Genomic DNA, 16,521 nt, shown 5'->3' on the forward strand with positions numbered 1-16,521 from the left:
CATGGATCACAGCAGCACCGCCGACCCAGGCGCAGGCACCGCCAAGAGCGCGGCCCCTAAAACACGTTGGTACCGACAGCTCTATTTCTGGGTACTGACCGCTATTCTCGTCGGTATCCTCGTCGGCTGGCTCGCCCCGACCTTCGGCATCGCCATGGAACCGATCGGCACCACCTTCGTAAACTCCATGAAAATGCTTATCGGCCCCATCGTCTTCCTGACCATCGTGGGCGGCATCGCCAGCGTCGCGGACCTGAAGAAGGTCGGTATGACGGGACTGAAAGCCCTGACGTACTTCCAGGTCGGCACCATCTTCGCGATGATCTTCGGCCTGGTGGCCATCAACATCTTCCGCCTCGGGGACGGCGTCAACGCTGACGCCGGCTCCATCAAGACCTCGGACTCAGCCGCCAAGCTCATTGACGCCGGCGCGAAGCAGGAGTGGTGGCAGTTCCTTACGCACATCATCCCCAACAGCATCGCGGGCCCCTTTGTTGAAGGCGACATCCTGCAGATCATCTTCATCGCGGTTGTGTTCGGCATCGCCCTGAACGCCATGGGCAAGGTGGGCGCCCCAGTGCTGGACGGCGTACAGCGCCTCACCGGCGTGATGTTCAAGATCCTGGGATTCATCATGAAGGCCGCTCCGATCGGCGCTTTCGGTGCGATGGCCTTCGCGGTCGGCAAATACGGGGTCTCCTCACTGACCAGCATGGGCGGACTCATTGCCCTCTTCTACGTCACCTCCATCCTCTTCGTGGTGGTGATCCTTGGTTCGGTGATGGCGTTCCTCAAGCTGAACATCTTCACCATGATCCGCCACCTCAAAGAGGAATACATGATTATCCTGGGCACCTCCACCGCCGAGCCTGCGCTGCCCGGCCTGATGCGCAAGCTCGAGCACGCCGGGGTGAAAAAGGAGACCGTGGGGCTGGTTGTCCCCACGGGCTACAGCTTCAATCTGGACGGCGCCGCGATCTATCTCTCCCTCGCCGCCCTCTACATCGCCCAGGCCACCAACACTGACCTGACCATTGGCCAGCAGTTGGGCCTGCTTGCAGTCATGCTGCTGACCTCCAAGGGCGCGGCCGGAGTGGCCGGTGGCGGCTTCATCGCCCTGACCGCCACGCTCACCACCATCGGCACCATCCCCGCGGCCGGCATCATGCTCATCTTCGGCATCGACAAATTCATGTCCGAATGCCGGGCCTTGGTGAACTTCACCGGCAACGCGGTGGCCACCCTCTTCATCGCCTGGTGGGACCGCACCCTGGACGCTGACCGCGCCCGCCGCGTCTTCGCCGGCCAAACAGTCGAGCCCATTCACGGGGTGAGTGAAGGTCCGGCGCCTGCCCTCCATGAACCTGCAATGGCCGCTGACCGTCGCCCTGCCTACTCGGAATCCGCCTGACATGAACAACACCACTGCACAGAAAAACGTCCGGACCCTCATCGCCCCCGATAAGTTCAAAGGCAGCCTCACCGCCGGCGAGGTGGCAGACGCTCTGGCAGCGGGACTCCGGTCAGCAACCGGCGCCGGGACCGTGCATTGCGAGATCCTTCCACTGGCAGACGGAGGGGACGGCAGCGTGGATGCCGCCGTCGCCTCCGGCTTCGGCCGGCGCAGCTACACCGTGGCCGGACCCACGTTTCAGCCGGTCCAGGCGAGCATCGCGTTCGACGGCGTCACAGCCGTTGTGGAGGTGGCAAACACCTGCGGCTTGGGGCTCCTGCCAGACGGGCGGCTCGAAGCCATGGCAGCTTCCAGCCGCGGATTCGGCGAAGCAGTTTTATTTGCCCTTAGCCTCAATCCGGCCACCATAGTGCTGGCGCTCGGCGGCAGTGCCAGCACCGACGGCGGCATGGGGATGCTCACCGCTCTGGGATTTACCTTTCGGGATGCCGCTGGGCGTCAGCTGGACGGTTCCGGCAGTTCCCTGGCCCGGATTCATTCCATCCACCGGGCAGCGTTCCCGGAACTGGCCGGCACCGAGTTGATCATCGCCAGCGACGTGCATAACCCGCTCCTCGGGCGCCAGGGCGCACCGGCCGTCTTTGGCCCGCAAAAGGGGGCCGGACCCGCCGAGATCTCGGCATTGGAGGAGGGCCTCACGCATTTGGTGGCCCTCCTGACCGAGGCCGGGCTCCCAGACCCCGCGACGGCGGCGCGCCATGAGGGCGCGGCCAGCGCGGGCGGAATTGGCTTCGCGTGCCTGCTGCTCGGGGCGCGGCAGGTATCGGGGGCAGACTTCTTCCTGGACCTGCTCGACTTCAACATCCGCAAGGACAGCTGCGACGTGGTGATCACGGGCGAGGGGAGCATCGACGAGCAGACCCTGTCAGGAAAGCTGCCGGCCGCCGTCGCCCGCCGTTCTGGCGCCAGGCCGATTATCGCTGTAGCCGGACGCTCCCTGCTCCCGCGCGAGCGCTGGCCCGACTTGGCGCTCACCAGCGTCTACACGCTCGCCGAGTATACGGACCTGGACTCTTCGAAGGATCCCGAACTGTCCGCGGCGCTGCTCCAGCGGATCGGCCAGGACATCGGCGCCAGCCTTCTTTAGCCCAGCGCCAACCAGGTCCGGCGAGCCGCCCCAACCGGAGCTGTCGCTGAGAGAACCTGGCCGCCTCAGGCGGCCAGGTTCTTCTGCCGCTTGCTCACGCTCGGGCGCTTTTCCGTCACCGCGTCAGCCCGGCGCCGTGGCTGGGCGGTGACGCGACCGCCGTCGGGCACTGTGCTGTCGGCAGCCAGCCGCGCGCCATGCTCAATGACGGCACCGGCGCCGATACGTGAATGGCTGCCGATGTGCACGCGGTTACCGATGATGGCTCCGTGGCCCACTTTCACGGCGTCGCCGATAATGGTCCGCTCCCCCACCTGCACCTGACGGTCGATCCAGCTGCCGTGCCCCACCCGGGTGCACGCTCCGACACGCGCGTGCGGCTCAACGTACGTCATGGGCTCCAGGCGGGCCGAGTCAGCCACAACGGCCCCGCGTCCCACAAGGCCGCCGCCGTTCCCGTGCCGGTGGTAGTACACCACGGCGCCGGAATCGTCCTCAAATGATTCAACCTGCCTGGTCATGCCAATCCTTAGCCATCATCAATCAAGTTGGGGTGGTTCCCCCGCTCATGAGTATTAACGGCGGGGGAACCGGGCAGATTCCTTAGGCAGTCTGGCCAGCGTGCTCGCCTTCCGAGATTTCCTCCACCAGCTTGCTGTTGAAGGCGGGGAGGTCATCCGGGTTACGGCTGGTTACCAAGCCCTGGTCCACCACCACTTCCTCGTCACTCCAGTTGGCGCCAGCGTTCTTCAGGTCGGTCTGGAGCGTGTGGTACGACGTCACGTTGCGGCCGCGGATCACACCGGCCTCGATGAGCAGCCACGGCCCGTGGCAGATCGATGCCACCGGCTTGTGCTGCTCGAAGAAACTGCGCGTGAAGTTCTGCGCGTCCTTGTCCACCCGGAGATGATCTGCGTTCACTACGCCGCCGGGGAGCACCAAGGCGTCAAAGTCCGAAGCGTTGGCTTCTGCCACTGTGAGGTCGACGTTGAAGGTGTCGCCCTTGTCGGTCCCGTTATAGCCCTGCAGCCGTCCGCTGCTGGGCGCTACCAGCGTTGGTTCGCCGCCGGCATCCTTAACCGCCTGCCATGGGCTGGTGAGCTCAATCTGCTCAACGCCGTCCGTCAAGAGGAAAGCGACCTTCTTGCCTGCGATGTTCTGTTCTGACATTTTTCCTCCTTCGCCGAAGCGGACCGGATGTGTTTCCACGTCGGGATATCTGCTTCGGGAGTTGTGTGCCTGACAGCATCCAGCCTAGGAAAGCCCCAAGTGATAAGCAAGCTGACTATTTGGCAACTGCATCTGAGCTGCTCCGGAATCGCTCCGCAAGGGAGGGTTTAGATGGTGTGGTGCTCGATCAGCCAGCCGGCCATCTGCTGGGCCCGTTTCGCTGCCTGCGTGTCGCCTTCAGAGGCAGAGACGATGGACCCTTTCATGAGGATGTGCCAGGACCGGGCGAAATCCTCCGGGCGGTCCAAGCCGGCCTGCTCTGCGAGGGCCTGCACGTGACCCCTGATCCTGGCCAGGTAATCGATGCTGGCCAGGCCGAGCGGATGCGAAGGGCCCATTTCCAGCAGGATGTTGATGAAGGAGCAGGCTTCAAAATCGTCGCGGAGGAACCATTCGCCGAAGACGTCGAAAATGGCCAGCAACTGTTCCGTGGGTTTGGTGGCGCGAAGCTTGGCTTGGCCGACGATTGTGTCCACAGTCCAGACCTGGTCCCGCAGCTCGAGGAAGGCCAAAACCAGCGCATCCTTGGACGGAAAGTGGCGGTAAAACGTTGCTTTGGCCACGCCGGAACGCTCGATCAGCTCATTGACCCCGACGTCCCGCACACCGCGGCGGGAGAACAGCTCGTAGGCCACGGCGAGGATCCGCTCCCTGGAATCTGCAGGATGAAGCGCCACCGCTGCAGTGTTCCCGGCAGGCGGCAGTGTGGCATCTCCGTCTGAAATCATCGTGATAACAGTTTACTCCCGAGTGCAGACAGACCGGTCTTCCTGCATGTAATGTTCTTCCAGATGCAAATTCCTGGATGCTGAACGCATCCCCACGGCCGTCGGCATGGAGCAAGGAGGCCCCTATGTCAGCAGAGCGAGCATTCGAGTTCATTCCCTTCGATAATCCTGACCCATGGGTCGTCGATCATGCCGGCGCGTCAGAAGCACGGCAATTGGCAACAGAGTCAGTGCGGTGGCAGGCGCAGGAAATCATTGACGAGGTCCTGAGCGGAACGGATCCCAGCGAAGAGCTGGCCAGGGCCAGGCTCCGCCGTTGCGTGGCCCAGAACCCCGGCAGGCCCGAACGCGCTCTCCTCCAGCAATTGATGGTCAACCGAGACTCACAGGGCGAATCAGTCATGTAGTGCGGCCCGGGTCCTTTCCGTGCAAACGGCCTGCCCGCTGCTTCCGCCGATATCAGGAACTCAGCGGCGCGTTGTCGATCAGCCGGACAGGGCCCACTTTGGCCGCGATGAGAGCCAGGCCTTCGCCGCGGAAGGGGACCTTCCGGCAGTTTTCGGCGAGTGGTTCGAGGGTCCGCGGGTCCACCACGTCGAAGTAGTCAAGCTCCACCAGGGGCTGGGATGCCACCAAGGCCTGGGCCGAGTCGAGGTCCAGCGGCTCGTGGGCTTGGGCGCGCTCCTCAAGCAGCCGCAGGGCCCGCGAGAGCACCAACGCTGCTTCCCGCTCCTCATCGGACAGGAAACGGTTGCGGCTTGATAGGGCAAGGCCCTCCTCGGAGCGCACCGTGGGCACCGCAACGATGTCCACGGGGAAGCTCAGGTCTGCCACCATCCGCCGCACCAGTGCCAGCTGCTGAGCGTCTTTCTGACCGAAGTAGGCCCGGTAGGCGGGCAGTCCGGCGCCGCCGCCCGTAACGAACGCACCTGCGGACGGAAGGCCCGCGCCGGGAAGGCCGTAATGCAGCAGCTTGGCAACCACAGTGAGCGCGCCGTCGAAATGCCCCGGCCGGGAGGCGCCTTCCCATTTCTCCCCCAGGGAGCCGGCCGTGACGCGCACCAGCGGTTCCCCGTCCGGGTAAACCTCCTCCACCGACGGTGCGAAGACCAGGTCCACGCCTTGCGCCTCGAGCAGTGCAACGTCGGCTTCGAGGGTCCGCGGGTACCGGTCAAGGTCCACCGCATCGCCGAACTGCAGCGGATTCACAAAGATGGAGGCCACCACAACGTCGTTCTGTTCGACGGCGGTCCGAGCCAGCCGGGCGTGCCCTTCGTGGAGCGCGCCCATGGTTGGCACCAGGCCTTGGGACCTGCCTTCCTTTCCGGCCAGGAGGCGCGCACTGGCCTCGCGCAGTTCCGCCGCTGTCCGTACCACTTGGGTAGCCACGTCAGTCTCCTTCTTCCAGGGCCGATCGGATGGCCCCTAGTTGATCGGGTTTGAGCAGCCCACGGTTTTCCGCCCGCCGCGCGGTGGCACGGGCCATGGCGAGGTAGGCCTCGAGGACATCGCCGTGCGCCCCGGCGTCGTACTCGCGCAGCGCCTCGGCGTGAGCCGCCACCGTCCCCACGTCACCGCGGGCTACCGGCCCTGTCAGGGCCGATTCGCCGGACGCAAGGGCATTCTCGAGCGTGGCACGGAGGAGCGGCCCCAGCATGCGGTCCGGCGCATCCACGCCCACATCCCGCAGCAACTGGGAGGCCTGCGCCACCAGCGTGACCAGATGGTTCGAGCCGTGGGCCAATGCCGTGTGATACAGCGTCCGGTCCGCCTCGGCGATGGCAACAGGCTCGGCGCCCATCTCCACCACCAGCGCCTGCGCGATGGGCAGCATCGCGGCGTCCGCGGTCACTCCAAAGGTGCAGTCAAGCAGGCGGGTCAGGTCCAGGCTCATGCCAGTGAACGTCATGGCCGGGTGCAGGGCCAGCGGGATCGCGCCCGCGGCCCTCACGGGCCGAAGTACCCCCACCCCGAACCTTCCCGATGTGTGTGCCACCAACTGTCCGGGCTGCCAGGCCCCGAGTTTGGCGAGCCCGTCCACCAGGCTGGCCAAGGCGTCGTCCGGAACGGCCAGGAGCACCAGTTCGGCGCGCTCGACAATCTCCTGGATCTCCAGGACCGGGACGCCGGGGAGCAGGGCTTCCGCCCGCTCCCGGCTTGCGTCGGACACTGCGGAAACCCCGACGACGGCGTGTTCCGCGGCGCGGAGAGCCGCACCGAGCACGGCACCCACCTTGCCGGCGCTGATGATTCCGACGCCAAGGCGCCCCGGTTTAGCCACGGTTGGTGCTCTCCTGTTGGTTATTCGTTTCGCTCGCCGGCCGCTCCGCCGCAACGGGCCCAGCCGCCGGAGTAGGGGCCACCTGCGCCAGCCATTGTTCGCTGGTCTGCCGTTTGCGGGCCAGGCGTGCGCGGGCGGACTGTTCATCAAAAAGGTTACGCGCCTCGTCCAGGCCGGCCTGCCTCAGGCGGGGTGACACAGGGCCCGCGGTGGTGTGGAGGACCAGGTCCGCCAAACGGAACCGGCGGGCGAGCGGGCCTTGGTGCAGCGCCATCGACTGAGTGCGCTGGTGCGGGACCATCACCAGTTCGCGCCACCACCGGCCCGAGCGGATCAACAGGGCTGTGTCAGTGGAAGCGAAGCCGTTGCGGCGCCAGCCCAGCGGCGACAGGAACCGGCCGCGGCGCGGCGTGGTGACAAATCCGCCGTCGGAATCCTGCCCGCCGAGACCCGCCGCGAAAATGCGTCCGGGTTCCGGCGTCCCCGGGTCCGGCAGGACGAGTGCAAGCATGCTCATCACGTCCGGGAGCTTGCCGACGGGCAGAAGTGTGGTCCGTGACGCTGACTCGCCGTTACTCCCGGGCGCACCATAGCCTGCAACGTTGACTTGAATCCGGTACCAGCCGAAGTTGCGCCATAACGGGGACTGGACCACTTTCAGGGCCTGGATCCTGCCGGGCGGGAGCGTCTGCGCCTGAGTGTCCAAGAGCCCGTAGCGGAGCCGGATCCCGTCAGGCGAAATGGCCGCGGTGAAGTTGTAGCCCTTGTTGAAGGAGCCCCAGTAGCTGGCGGCGAGGCCCAGTGCCGCCGGGATCAGGTAGAAGTAGAAGCTGCGGTTGTCCGTCACGGCGGACAGGACCACGGACGCGACGCCGCCCAGCACCACCCCGACGCTCTGCTCGCTGAGGAGCAGCGAACCGACAAGGCGTGACGGCGGCACGGACAGCACCGGAAATTCGGGCGCCTCCGGCGGGGCAGCGAGGGGCATGGCCGGGTCAGGGAGCACCCCGGCGGCGCGTGCCAGGATGGTGGCCCGGAGATGCCGGGCATCGTCCATCCGCAGGTAGGCGAGCTTGACGGCGGATTCGCCGGCGTCGGCCACCTCGAATTTGAGTTCTGCCAGGCCGAAGATCCTGGCCAGCAGGGGCTGGACGATGTCGATGGCCTGGACGCGGTCCAGCCGGGCCTGCCGCTGCTGGCGGAAGAGGAAGCCGGAGTTGACCCGGACGTAGCCTTCGGACACCTGGTATTTGGTGAAGTACCAGGTCAGGATGAAGCCCAGGACGGCAAGCACCAACATGATCCCGCCGCCGGCCACCAGCCAGGGCACCCGGCCGGCGAAGTCATCCTCGATGAGGGGACGGCCCTGCAGCAGCCGTTCGAAGGTGTCCCGTCCGAAGAAGAACCCGATGGCCGCCAGCGCCACCCAGCCGCGCACAAAAGGCGACGCCGGGTGCACACGCAGCCACTCGCCGTCGGGCGTTATTCCGGGCCCGGGGACAGGCGTCCCCGGCGTTGCGGTGGAAACGGCCGGAACATCCGGAGCGCCCCGCTCCGGAACATCAGCGGTCACAGCCCTGCCAGCCTGGCTTCGCCCCGGGCGGCGAGCTGCTCGCGCAGGCGTGCCCCCTCCTCGGCGGGCAGGCCGGGGATGGTAGCGTTCGTGCCGGGCGAGGCGGTGTGGAGTTTCAGCGTGCACAGCCCCAGCCCGCGCTCAACGGGGCCCACCCCGATGTCCACGTACTGCATGCGGCCGTAGGGAACTGCCATGGTCCGCTGGAAGAAGATGCCACCGCGGATCAGCAGGTCGTCGTCCCGTTCGGCATAGCCGATGGCGCGCACCTGGCGCGGAATCAGCACCAGCCGCCAGACTGCCAAAACCAGGGTCAGCGCCGGCACCAGGACTGCCAGCCACAGCGGCGGCCAGCGCCACCAGCCAAGGAGTACGAAAACCAGGGGCAGGCTCAGGACAAGCACGGCAATCGCGTTTGCTACGGCCCATTCCACCAGCCGCACAGTGACGTACTTTGGCGACACCCGCTGCCAGGTGATGCCCGTTGGATCAATCGCCTCGGTAGGCATATTCGCCTTCCCCTGCGGCTTCGCCGCGGACCCCGTGGCCGGGTTTCCCCTCGCCGGGCGCGTCCGTGTCTTCGGGCGGGATCCTGCAGAACCGCTCCACCAGCAGGCCCACCACGATCATCACCAGGCCGCCGCCGGCCACAGCGACGGCCACCCACGTGATGCCCTGGTCGCTGCGCAGGTTCCAGATGCGCAACTGGTCCAGGAAGATCCCGGCATGCCAGCCCAGCAGGACGGTCCCGGCGTACGCGCAGGCCTGGGCCAGCACCAGCGTCCGCGCCGCGAGGATAGGATCAAGGGCCTTCTTGCGTTTGGTGCTGTTGCGCCAGCGAAGGACGCGAATGCCAAGAATCAGCGTGATCACAACAATGACGGCCATGGTGGCCAGGGCGGTCGCCGGAAGCACCGGCGTTGCCATGCTGTACCGCGTGGTCACCACGGTGGCTGACCAGCCGGCAACGGTCAGGACCAGGCCGATCAGCAGGAGCCGTCCAGGGCTGATGGGTTTCACTTCTACTCCACCGCCCCTGCGGTCGGAACGCCGTCGTAGTCCCCGAAGCCGTCGAACGGCACGATGTCGGCAAAATCCGTGGCGCGCGCGGCCAACTCACCGATCCGTTCCCCGCCCAGTGTTGCCGCCGGGTCGATGAGGGACCAGGGGTACAGGACGAAGGCGCGTTCCGCAGCACGGGGATGCGGCAACGTCAGGTCCGGATTGTCGCTGGTGACGTTGCCGTAAGTGATGATGTCGACGTCGAGCGTCCGGGGTCCCCAGCGCACGCCGCGTACCCGGAGGTGCTTGTTCTCCACCGCGTGGCAATGCTCCAGGAGGGCCTCCGGGGACAGGGTGGTTTCAACTGTCATGACCATGTTCAGGAAGTCTGGCTGCCCGGCCGGGCCACCCACCGGCTTGGTCTGCACCACCGGTGAAACGGCCAGCAGGCGCACCTCCGGCGGGTCCACGAGGTCCGCGACGGCTCCGGACAGGGTGTCGTTCCGTTCGCCCAGGTTGCTGCCGAGGGCCAGGACCGCCTTGGTGTAACCGGTCATGGTCGCTCCCGGTGCACGCTGACGGCCACATCACCGAAGGGTACCTCGATGGGCGCCTGCGGCTTGTGAACAGTGATGTCCACGGCCCCGATGTTGAACCTGACCAGCAGGTCTTCGGCAATCTTCACGGCCAGGGCCTCGATCAGGTTCAGGGGCTCCCCCGTGATCCAGTCCGTGATCCGCTGAGCCACTTCGCCGTAATGGGCAGTGTCCCGGACGTCGTCGGATTCCGCGGCTTTGGTGAAGTCCAGGTGCAGGACCGCGTCCACCACAAAGGGCTGGCCCTCCCGGCGCTCAAAGTCGAACACGCCGTGATGGCCGACGGCGGTGACGCCGCTCAGCGTAATCCTGTCCATGGGTCCCCCGGCCCTAGTGAGTGGTGCGGGCAGCCGCAACGCGTGAAGCGACCTTAACAGCGTCAAGACTGGGCCCGACGTCGTGCACCCGGACGGCCCAGGCACCGCGGTAGGCGCTGATGGCTGTAATGGCCGCGGTGGCCGCGTCGCGCTCCTCCGGGGCAGCGGACTTGCCGGCCACTGTCAGCAGGGTGCCCAGGAAGCGCTTGCGGGATGCCGCAACCAGGACCCGGTGCCCCAGGCTGTCCAGCTGGTCCAGCTTTTGCAGGAGCTCCCAGTTCTGGGCATCGTTCTTCGCGAAGCCCAGGCCCGGGTCAACGATGATCTGGTCCGGGCTTACCCCGGCGGCGAGGAGCTTGTCGCGCACACCGGCCAGTTCAGCCACCACCTCGCCCGCAACGTCCGTGTACTCAGCCAGCGAGTTCATGGTGCGGGCATCGCCACGGCGGTGCGTCAGGACATAGGGAGCTTTGGACGCGGCCACCAGTTCAGCCATTTCGGGCTCCATGGTGAGGCCGGAGACATCGTTGATGATGGCTGCGCCGGCCTTCAGCGCGGCCGCCGCCGTGGACGTGTGCGTGGTGTCAATGGAAACCAGCGCACCGGCCTTGACCAGGGCTTCGATGACAGGGACCACCCTGCGCTGTTCTTCCTCCGGGCTGACATCCAAGGCACCGGGGCGCGTCGATTCGCCGCCGACGTCGATGATGTCCGCGCCCGCGTAGAACATCCGCAGGCCGGCAGCGATGGCAGTGTCCGCTGTGGCGTGCTTCCCGCCGTCGCTGAAGGAGTCCGGCGTGACGTTCAGGATGCCCATGACCAGGGTGCGGTCGGTGGGCAGGTCTGCGAATTTCGCGGCCGGGCGCGGTTTGCGCAGGATGGGCAGCGGGGACGTTGCGGGCCCGGTTCCCGGGGCTGCAGCTAGTGAGTCCATGGTCTGATACTTACCTTCCGAGGATGAGGCTCATGGCTTCGGCACGGGTGGCCGGGTCATGGAGCTGCCCGCGTACCGCACTGGTGACGGTCTTCGCTCCGGGCTTGCGGACACCGCGCATGGACATGCACATGTGCTCGCATTCAACAACAACAATTGCGCCACGCGGCTTGAGGTGGCTGACCATTGCTTCGACGATCTGGGTGGTGAGCCGCTCCTGCACCTGGGGGCGCCGGGCGTAAATATCCACGAGGCGTGCCAGCTTGCTCAGGCCGGTCACTTTGCCCTCGTGCGAGGGAATGTAGCCCACGTGGGCCACCCCGTGGAACGGCACCAGGTGGTGCTCGCAGGTGGAGTAGAACGGAATGTCCTTGACCAGGACCAGTTCCTCGTGGTCCAGGTCAAAGGTGGTGGAGAGGACGTCCGCGGGGTCATGGTGAAGGCCTGCGAACACCTCAGCGTAGGCCTTGGCCACCCGCCGGGGGGTGTCTTGGAGCCCGCTGCGGTCAGGGTCCTCACCGATGGCCAGCAGGATCTCGCGGACGGCAGCTTCGATGCGTGGCCGGTCCACTTTCTCGTGCTTTTTGTAGTGGGATCCGTCCTCCGCCGGGTGTCCGGCGGAGGAGGGCGCGTCGTCGTCGTCGAAGTGGTTCACAGAAGAAAGCTTAGCCGCGGAGGGCGTCAGGCCCCGAGTCGGGAATGCCACCCTGGAAGGGAGCATCCTCCGTAACACCCTGCGGGTGCGGAGGCTGGGCGTCCAACGGTTCGTCGAGGCGGGCCTTTTTGGCCTCTTCCTGGGCTTCGCGCTCCGCCCTTTCCTGCCGCGATTCCACCGGGCCAGCCTGCTGGACGGGCCGGGATTCCTTGGACAGCCATACTTCGCGGAAGTCACGTAGGCGGATGTCCCTGAAGATTTCCGCGATTTCTGCCTGGTTCAGGGTTTCCCGTTCCAGGAGTTCCAGTGCCAGGGAGTCCAGCACGTCGCGGTTTTCGGTGAGGATCGCGTACGCCTCGTCATGCGCCTGGTCGATCAGGCGGCGCACTTCCTCATCCACAACGTAGGCGATCTGGTCCGAGTAGTTGCGTTCGTGGCCGGCGTCGCGGCCCAGGAAAGGCTCGCCGCCGCCCTGGCCCAGGCGCACCGCGCCGACCCGTTCACTCATGCCGTACTCGGTGACCATTTTGCGGGCCGTGCCCGTGGCCTTTTCGATGTCGTTGGAGGCACCGGTGGAGGGGTCGTGGAAGACGATTTCCTCCGCCACGCGGCCGCCCATGGCGTAGGCCATCTGGTCCAGCAGCTCGTTGCGGGTCACGGAGTACTTGTCGTTATCCGGCACCACCATGGTGTAGCCCAGGGCCCGGCCGCGGGGCAGAATGGTGATCTTGGTGACCGGGGCGGAGTTCCGCAAGGCTGCTGCCACCAGTGCGTGTCCACCTTCGTGGTACGCGGTGATCTTGCGCTCGTGTTCCTTCATGACGCGGCTGCGCTTCTGAGGGCCGGCCATCACGCGGTCGATGGCCTCGTCCAGGGCGCGGTCGTCAATGAGGTTGGCATTGGAGCGCGCAGTCAGCAGCGCGGCTTCGTTGAGGACGTTGGCCAGGTCAGCACCCGTGTAGCCGGGGGTCTTCTTGGCCACGGCCTTGAGGTCAACGCCCGGGGCCATGGGCTTGCCCTTGGCGTGAACCTGCAGGATCTGGTCGCGGCCAATCATGTCGGGCGCGTCCACACCAATCTGGCGGTCGAAGCGTCCCGGGCGCAGCAGGGCCGGGTCCAGAACGTCCGGGCGGTTGGTGGCAGCGATCAGGATGACGTTGGTCTTGACGTCGAAGCCGTCCATCTCCACCAGCAGCTGGTTGAGGGTCTGCTCGCGTTCGTCGTTGCCGCCGCCGATGCCGGCGCCGCGGTGGCGGCCGACGGCGTCGATCTCGTCCACGAAGATGATGGCGGGCGAGTTGGCCTTGGCCTGCTCGAAAAGGTCGCGGACGCGGGAGGCACCAACGCCGACGAACATTTCAACGAAGTCGGAGCCGGAGATGGAGAAGAACGGCACGCCGGCCTCGCCTGCGACGGCGCGGGCCAGGAGGGTCTTGCCGGTTCCGGGAGGGCCGTAGAGCAGCACACCCTTGGGGATCTTGGCGCCCACGGCCTGGAATTTGGCGGGCTCCTGCAGGAATTCCTTGATTTCCTGCAGTTCCTCCACTGCCTCGTCAGCACCGGCAACGTCATGGAAGGTCACCTGCGGCATGTCCTTGCTGACCATCTTGGCCTTGGACTTGCCGAACTGCATGATCTTCGAACCGCCGCCCTGCATGCGGGTCATCAGGAACCAGAACAGTGCGCCGAGGAGGATGACGGGGATCAGGAGCGAGAGCAGTCCGGAGAACCAGTTGCTCTCGATCGGCTGGTCAGTGTAGCCGTTCGTGGGCTTGGCGTCGGTGACGGCCTTGACGACGTCAGCCGCGCGGGCGTCCACGTAGAAGAACTGGACGCTCTTGCCCTTGTCCTGGCCGTCTACGTTCAGGCTGTCCTTCAGGACCAGGTCAACACGGTTCTCGCCGTCGAAAATCTTTGCCTGCTCAACCTTGCCGTTCGCGGCGAGGAGCGCAAGGCCCTTGTCCGTGTCGATCCGCGCCGCACCGCCGGGAGCCAGCGTTGCAAAGGCCACGAGGAGCATGGCGATCACAACGACGATCCAGATCCCCGGGCCCTTGAAGAAACTCTTAGCTTTCATCTGTTCGGGGGCTCGCCCCGTCCCTCCTGGTAGTGCTGCACGGCGAGTGGTCTACGCGCGTGTGGTGCTGCATCAGCTACTAGCTATACACCGTCCGGAGTAAATCACGCACGATGCCGCCTAAAAGTTCCCTCTGGGCGTAGCGGCGGCCGCGCCCTCAATGGCATCCATCAGGATCCCGGCGGCGAACGCGGCCAGTTCGGCGGGTTCAGCTGGTTCGTCGACGGCGGACTCGGCGCCTTCGTCCGGCACCACGGCGGCGAAGCTGCTTTCACTGTCACCGGCGTCCACCAGCACCACCGGAATACTGCCGAGGTCGGGCGGCTGAAGCTGCCGGGAGTGCCGTGGTGCGTAGAGGATTCCGTCCACGCGGCGCATCAGGAGGGACCCGACGTCGGCCTCCCTGGCTTCGGGCGTCGCCGAACTGGACGTGTTAATGACCAGGATGTTGTAGCCGCGGGCGCGGGCGGCTTGGTCGGCCCCGAACAGGATCTGGCCGGCGTGCGGACTGGCCCCGGCGTCTTCGATGACCAGTCCCAGCAGGGCTGTCCGGCTCGTCCGCAGCGCGCGGGCCACACTGTTCGGCCCGTAGCCCAGTTGCCTCGCGACGGACCTGACCCTGTCCCGCGTTTCCGGACTAATCCGGGCGGACGCCACCTCGTTCAGCACGTGCGAAACGGTGGTCACTGAGACCCCGGCGGCCGCCGCCACGTCCTTGATGCCGATGTTCCTGCTGCCGATGTTCTTGCTACCCAAGAGGTCCCACGCTCACTTTAAACGCCGCGAGATGGCACTTCACGGCAGTGTTCAGTCGCAGGACTGCCGTGAAATGCCATCTCGGCGGGAAGAAAGGTTACTCGTAGACGTGCGGGGCGAGGGTGCCCACGAAGTCCAGGTTGCGGTACTTTTCTGCGTAGTCCAGGCCGTAGCCCACCACGAACTCGTTGGGGATGTCGTAGCCGACGTACTTGACGTCGATTTCCACCTTGGCGGCCGTCGGCTTGCGGAAAGCCGTGCAGATTTCCACGGATGCGGTGCCGCGGGATTCGAGGTTGGTCTTGAGCCAGGAGAGCGTCAGGCCGGAGTCGATGATGTCTTCAACGATCAGGACGTCCTTGCCCATCAGGTCGGTGTCGAGGTCCTTGAGGATGCGGACCACGCCGGAGGACTGGGTGCCGGAGCCGTAGGAGGACACTGCCATCCAGTCCATCGAAACGTGGCTGTGGAGCGCCCGGGCGAGGTCGGCCATGACCATCACGGCACCCTTGAGTACGCCGACAACGAGGATTTCACGGCCTTCGTAGTCCTTGTCGATTTCGGCAGCGAGCTCGGTGATCCGCTGCTGGATCTGTTCCTTGGTGTAGAGAACGTGCTTGAGGTCTGCCTGGACGTCGTTTGAATCCACCAATGGCTCCTGTGTAGATGCGGGGTGCGACTATTTTTGGGGCGGTTTTTGAGGCCGGAATACTAGCTTCCCACAGCGCGCCGCTTCGCGGGGAACGGAAGTGCCGCCGTCGGGCTGCTCCACGGTGCGGCGCGGTGCGCCGGCGGCGTCCAGCTGCGCCAGCGACAACCGGTACACGCTCACCCCGCCCGGGAGTTCCACGGGACCGGCCGAACCCTGCCGCCGCAGCAGCGCTTCCGCCGCCAGAAGGCGCCGGTAGCTGGGTTGCTGGCCCCCGACGTCGGCAGCTGCCTTGGCGATGACGCGGAACCTGATGGCCGGGGAGAGTTCGCCGAGGGCGCCCTCGGGAAGGCTGATTTCCTGGCCGGACCGCTGCGCCAGATCGGCATATGTGCGTTCCGCCACGTCCTCCAGGTAGTCGGCGTCCAGCTGCAGGATGGACGCCGTCCGGGCGAGCGATTCGGCCACGCCGGGCCCGAGTTTTTCCTCCAGCAACGGCAGCACCTCCACCCGGGTGCGGGAACGGGCAAAGGCAGGATCGGAATTGCTGGGATCGTGCCAGGGGTCCAGCTCCTCAACGCGGCAGATCTCGAGGGTGTCCTCGCGGCGCAGGCCCAGGAACGGCCGGAGCAACAGGCCGCGGGCAGGCCGCATACCGGCCAGCGAGCGGGTACCGGAACCGCGGGCCAGGCCCAGGAGGACCTGTTCAGCCTGGTCATCCAGTGTGTGTCCGAGGAGGATCGCAGCGGCGCCCTGGCCGTTGGCTGCCGCTTCGAGGGCGGCATGGCGGGCATCGCGGGCGGCCGCCTCCGGGCCCATGCCCGTGGGTGCAACGTCCACGGTCCGGACCTCAACCGGCGAAAGCCCGAGTTCCTTCAGGGTGTGGGCCGCAGCGGAAGCCACCTCGGCTGAACCCTCCTGCAACTGGTGGTCCACCACCACGGCGCCCACCGTCAGGGGGTGCCCGTCAACGTGGCCGCGGCGGCCGAAGTAGGCTGCCACAGCGGCGAGCGCCAGCGAGTCGGGTCCGCCGCTGCAGGCCACCAGCACATGCGCCGGATAGCCGGCCTCCGCCAGGGCGTTCCGGAGCATCTTGCGCGCTTTGCCGACGACAGGCGCGAGCCTGCCAGGCCGCCGTCGTCCGCTTGCATGCGGCAATCTT

General features: G+C 66.2%; 19 protein-coding genes. 3 read left to right on the forward strand and 16 right to left on the reverse strand.

Annotated elements, in window-relative coordinates; genetic code table 11:
• Position 1 precedes the first annotated feature (1 nt).
• The gene (gene dctA / locus AB4Y73_RS17365; RefSeq protein WP_441873336.1) at positions 2 to 1,411 is read left to right on the forward strand and encodes a C4-dicarboxylate transporter DctA; all 1,410 of its coding nucleotides are present in this window, start codon (positions 2 to 4) and stop codon (positions 1,409 to 1,411) included.
• Position 1,412: 1 nt separating this feature from the next.
• Complete coding sequence (locus AB4Y73_RS17370) at positions 1,413 to 2,561, forward strand: glycerate kinase (protein ID WP_441873338.1); 1,149 nt, start codon at positions 1,413 to 1,415, stop codon at positions 2,559 to 2,561.
• Positions 2,562 to 2,626: 65 nt separating this feature from the next.
• Here AB4Y73_RS17370 and AB4Y73_RS17375 read toward each other — a convergent pair whose 3' ends face one another.
• From AB4Y73_RS17375 to AB4Y73_RS17385, 3 genes are all read right to left on the reverse strand, one after another.
• The gene (locus AB4Y73_RS17375) at positions 2,627 to 3,082 is read right to left on the reverse strand and encodes a transferase (protein ID WP_441873340.1); all 456 of its coding nucleotides are present in this window, start codon (positions 3,080 to 3,082) and stop codon (positions 2,627 to 2,629) included.
• 82 nt (positions 3,083 to 3,164) lie between these two features.
• A complete protein-coding gene (locus AB4Y73_RS17380) occupies positions 3,165 to 3,731 on the reverse strand; it encodes a type 1 glutamine amidotransferase domain-containing protein (RefSeq protein ID WP_441873342.1) in 567 nt (188 codons plus the stop codon).
• 167 nt (positions 3,732 to 3,898) lie between these two features.
• The gene (locus AB4Y73_RS17385; protein WP_441873344.1) at positions 3,899 to 4,519 is read right to left on the reverse strand and encodes a TetR/AcrR family transcriptional regulator; all 621 of its coding nucleotides are present in this window, start codon (positions 4,517 to 4,519) and stop codon (positions 3,899 to 3,901) included.
• Between the two features lie 125 nt (positions 4,520 to 4,644).
• On the opposite strand from AB4Y73_RS17385, the gene AB4Y73_RS17390 reads away from it, so the two are divergent.
• Positions 4,645 to 4,926: a hypothetical protein gene (locus AB4Y73_RS17390; RefSeq protein ID WP_441873346.1), complete on the forward strand. Its 282-nt coding sequence runs from the start codon at positions 4,645 to 4,647 to the stop codon at positions 4,924 to 4,926.
• A 52-nt stretch (positions 4,927 to 4,978) separates the two neighbouring features.
• On the opposite strand, the gene AB4Y73_RS17395 is transcribed toward AB4Y73_RS17390, so the two are convergent.
• The 13 genes from AB4Y73_RS17395 to tilS all read right to left on the reverse strand — a co-directional run bounded on the left by AB4Y73_RS17395 (position 4,979) and on the right by tilS (position 16,451).
• Positions 4,979 to 5,908 (reverse strand): 4-phosphopantoate--beta-alanine ligase, encoded by a 930-nt coding sequence (locus tag AB4Y73_RS17395; RefSeq protein WP_441873348.1) that lies wholly within the window; start codon positions 5,906 to 5,908, stop codon positions 4,979 to 4,981.
• Between the two features lies 1 nt (position 5,909).
• Positions 5,910 to 6,800, reverse strand: coding sequence for a Rossmann-like and DUF2520 domain-containing protein (locus tag AB4Y73_RS17400; protein WP_441873350.1), 891 nt, complete (start codon positions 6,798 to 6,800; stop codon positions 5,910 to 5,912).
• Positions 6,793 to 8,373: a PH domain-containing protein gene (locus AB4Y73_RS17405; protein ID WP_441873351.1), complete on the reverse strand. Its 1,581-nt coding sequence runs from the start codon at positions 8,371 to 8,373 to the stop codon at positions 6,793 to 6,795. The genes AB4Y73_RS17400 and AB4Y73_RS17405 overlap by 8 nt, the downstream gene beginning before the upstream one ends.
• A complete protein-coding gene (locus AB4Y73_RS17410) occupies positions 8,370 to 8,882 on the reverse strand; it encodes a PH domain-containing protein (RefSeq protein ID WP_441873353.1) in 513 nt (170 codons plus the stop codon). The genes AB4Y73_RS17405 and AB4Y73_RS17410 overlap by 4 nt, the downstream gene beginning before the upstream one ends.
• The gene (locus AB4Y73_RS17415; protein ID WP_441873355.1) at positions 8,863 to 9,393 is read right to left on the reverse strand and encodes a DUF3180 domain-containing protein; all 531 of its coding nucleotides are present in this window, start codon (positions 9,391 to 9,393) and stop codon (positions 8,863 to 8,865) included. The genes AB4Y73_RS17410 and AB4Y73_RS17415 overlap by 20 nt, the downstream gene beginning before the upstream one ends.
• Before the next feature lie 2 nt (positions 9,394 to 9,395).
• Positions 9,396 to 9,932 carry a 2-amino-4-hydroxy-6-hydroxymethyldihydropteridine diphosphokinase gene (folK, locus tag AB4Y73_RS17420; protein WP_441873358.1) on the reverse strand — a complete coding sequence of 179 codons (537 nt, stop codon included), beginning with the start codon at positions 9,930 to 9,932 and terminating at the stop codon, positions 9,396 to 9,398.
• The gene (gene folB, locus AB4Y73_RS17425; protein ID WP_441873360.1) at positions 9,929 to 10,288 is read right to left on the reverse strand and encodes a dihydroneopterin aldolase; all 360 of its coding nucleotides are present in this window, start codon (positions 10,286 to 10,288) and stop codon (positions 9,929 to 9,931) included. Before folB ends, folK begins: the two co-directional genes overlap by 4 nt.
• A gap of 13 nt (positions 10,289 to 10,301) precedes the next feature.
• Complete coding sequence (gene folP, locus AB4Y73_RS17430; protein ID WP_441873362.1) at positions 10,302 to 11,222, reverse strand: dihydropteroate synthase; 921 nt, start codon at positions 11,220 to 11,222, stop codon at positions 10,302 to 10,304.
• A gap of 10 nt (positions 11,223 to 11,232) precedes the next feature.
• Positions 11,233 to 11,877, reverse strand: a complete 645-nt coding sequence (folE, locus tag AB4Y73_RS17435; protein ID WP_441873364.1) for a GTP cyclohydrolase I FolE — start codon at positions 11,875 to 11,877, stop codon at positions 11,233 to 11,235.
• 10 nt (positions 11,878 to 11,887) lie between these two features.
• On the reverse strand, positions 11,888 to 13,954 hold the full coding sequence (ftsH, locus tag AB4Y73_RS17440; protein ID WP_441873366.1) for an ATP-dependent zinc metalloprotease FtsH: 2,067 nt from the start codon (positions 13,952 to 13,954) through the stop codon (positions 11,888 to 11,890).
• Positions 13,955 to 14,074: 120 nt separating this feature from the next.
• Positions 14,075 to 14,710, reverse strand: a complete 636-nt coding sequence (locus AB4Y73_RS17445; protein WP_441873368.1) for a LacI family DNA-binding transcriptional regulator — start codon at positions 14,708 to 14,710, stop codon at positions 14,075 to 14,077.
• A gap of 97 nt (positions 14,711 to 14,807) precedes the next feature.
• Complete coding sequence (gene hpt / locus AB4Y73_RS17450; protein WP_255769214.1) at positions 14,808 to 15,359, reverse strand: hypoxanthine phosphoribosyltransferase; 552 nt, start codon at positions 15,357 to 15,359, stop codon at positions 14,808 to 14,810.
• A gap of 30 nt (positions 15,360 to 15,389) precedes the next feature.
• Entirely contained in the window at positions 15,390 to 16,451 is a 1,062-nt protein-coding gene (gene tilS / locus AB4Y73_RS17455; RefSeq protein ID WP_441873370.1) for a tRNA lysidine(34) synthetase TilS, read from the reverse strand.
• Positions 16,452 to 16,521: the final 70 nt, after the last annotated feature.

This window comes from Pseudarthrobacter sp. TAF60_1, assembly GCF_052113505.1.
In the GTDB taxonomy this organism is placed as follows: Bacteria; Actinomycetota; Actinomycetes; order Actinomycetales; family Micrococcaceae; genus Arthrobacter.